The organism is Pseudoalteromonas sp. SG43-6 (assembly GCF_014164365.1).
GTDB lineage: Bacteria > Pseudomonadota > Gammaproteobacteria > Enterobacterales > Alteromonadaceae > Pseudoalteromonas > Pseudoalteromonas rhizosphaerae.
The window spans coordinates 1-2,177 of the sequence record NZ_JACJEZ010000116.1; the positions used below are offsets into that span (position 1 = coordinate 1).

At 36.4% G+C, this 2,177-nt stretch carries 2 protein-coding genes; both read left to right on the forward strand.

Going from position 1 to position 2,177, the window contains the following annotated elements; translation table 11 throughout:
- Window positions 1–153: 153 nt before the first annotated feature.
- Window positions 154–612: an SMI1/KNR4 family protein gene (locus H5201_RS22290; protein WP_182785429.1), complete on the forward strand. Its 459-nt coding sequence runs from the start codon at window positions 154–156 to the stop codon at window positions 610–612.
- Between the two features lie 421 nt (window positions 613–1,033).
- A complete protein-coding gene (locus H5201_RS22295; protein ID WP_145241240.1) occupies window positions 1,034–1,546 on the forward strand; it encodes an AAA family ATPase in 513 nt (170 codons plus the stop codon).
- Window positions 1,547–2,177: the final 631 nt, after the last annotated feature.

Below are 2,177 nucleotides of genomic sequence, written 5' to 3' on the forward strand. Positions count from 1 at the left end.
CGAAAACAGTTAAATAAATTGACTGATGATGATCAGTTAAGCTAATTTAAAAACGGCTCTACAAAATGATAAATCAAGTGATCAAAGCTGATGAGAATCGGTGATCAAAGTCATGAGAATACGCAATGTGCTGAAAAGGTTTGAAAGCTCCTAATGATAAAACTAGTAAAGAGTTATCCTGCGGTCACTAGGGAGCAACTAGAAATAGTCTTCTCAGAAGTAGAACTTCAATTTCCAGATTCATACATTGAATTTTTATTAGCTCAAAATGGCGGTGGCCCTGAAGTTGAAAGTGCTTATGTGTGCGTGAATGATCCTGAATACCAGATTTTAATAAATTGTTTTTACGGAGTCAGTAAGTCGGATACTCGTATAGATCTGTTGTGTGCTTGGGGTTCTCATAGTCACACAATTCCCGAGACTCTTTGTCCAATAGCCGATGATGGTATTGGGAATCAAATTTGTATAGGTATACAAAAACCTCACTTTGGTAATATGTACTTTTGGAATAAAGATGGTGAGGTCGACTACGGTGAGGAAGTAACTTTTGATAATATTGAATTTCTGGCAGGTTCGTTTGAAAGCTTTATTAATTGCGTTCGTAAAATGTAGCTGCTTAAATAAACAATCGTAACTTTAATGGTCAACTGTTTTGTATGAATTTAAACGGGGTGTTTCAGTCAATAAATACATGACTAAGTTGATTTTAAGCGGTCAAACGAAAGTGAATACCTTTACTTCATTCTGCGGCAACTGCATTGCTTAGTTCATAATATAGAAAAGCTGCAAAACACGATGCACTAATTAGGGGAAGCCCTTATCTCTTAATAAGCCACTCAAACACTTGTCAGACCTTCCAAAACGCCAATTAAAACAACAGCAAATCGTCTTTTATATTTTACGTGAAAGCCAGTTGTCGATTGAATCAAAATAGCAACTGGGCTATGGTTAATGCATCAATTAAAATAAATTAAAAACGAGTAATTCTACAGCCTCGTTAGGCTTTTTATTCGATCTCTGAGGGAAAATTAAATTGCTATATATTTTTGGCGGCTTGCCAGGTACTGGCAAGTCTGAGCTATCTAAATATTTGTCAGAGACTATCGGTGCTGTTTATTTGCGTGTTGATACGATTGAACAAACCTTAAAAAGCCATGGTATTAATCAGATTTACGATGAGGGATATAAGATTGCCTCATCGGTAGCGTCGGATAATTTAAAGCTTGGACAATCAGTTGTTGCTGATTCTACAAATCCAGTAAATGAGTCACGGGAGTTGTGGAGAAATACTGCAACTAGGTCAAGTGCTCAATTTATTGAAATTGAAGTTATCTGCTCTGACCTGCACGAGCATAAACAACGAATAGAAACTAGAGTTTCTGATATACCTGACTTACAACTTCCAACATGGGAGAGTGTTTATGAACGTGAATACTATCAATGGATGACTGAAAGAGTTGTTGTAGATACAGCAGGTAAAACTTTAGAGCAAAGTAAGCATGATTTAATGAATGCGCTAGGCTTATCAGTGCCAACAAAAGCCTAACAAATATGAGCCTTAACTCTGTCAATAGGCACTAGTATTTTCTTTGACCGCTTTTATACAGTGACGGTCAATTCTAAATCAATAAACAAATTCGTTTACTTCATCTGTCGATGTGGCCGTTAAGCAAGTAGCTTACGGCAAATACATAAGGGATCGCTGTGCAATCCTTACGTTATTAGCATAGGATTTGCTTATAGCCCTCTAAAGCGCAGCGCCTCTTAATCTCTTTGTGAATAATTCAATTAAAGATCTTTTGCACAAAGAGCACAGAAAGAGAAGTAAAAGCTAATTCGCACGTGTAAAACACACTACATTAATAGAGATAAGCTGCTACCTCACCAAGTAAGCCACTTAAACACCTGCAAAACGCCAATTAAAACAACACCAAGTCTTTTTTTATATTTTACGCGAAAGTCAGTTGTCGATTGAATCAAAATAGGAACTCGGCTATGGTTAATGCATCAATAAAAATAAATTAAAAACGAGTTATTCTACAGGCTCGTTATCCCCCTGTGTCAGGATAGTTGTCGTCTCTAACTTTTAATAGAGGCAGATAAAAATGAGACGTCGATTTACACAAGAATTTAAAGTTCAAGCGGTTGAAAAAGCATTATCTCAATGTGATGATGTT

Bases quoted from the DNA above. Each gene is read 5' to 3' on its own strand.
- H5201_RS22290 (WP_182785429.1), top strand. From the start codon at position 154: ATGATAAAACTAGTAAAGAGTTATCCTGCGGTCACTAGGGAGCAACTA.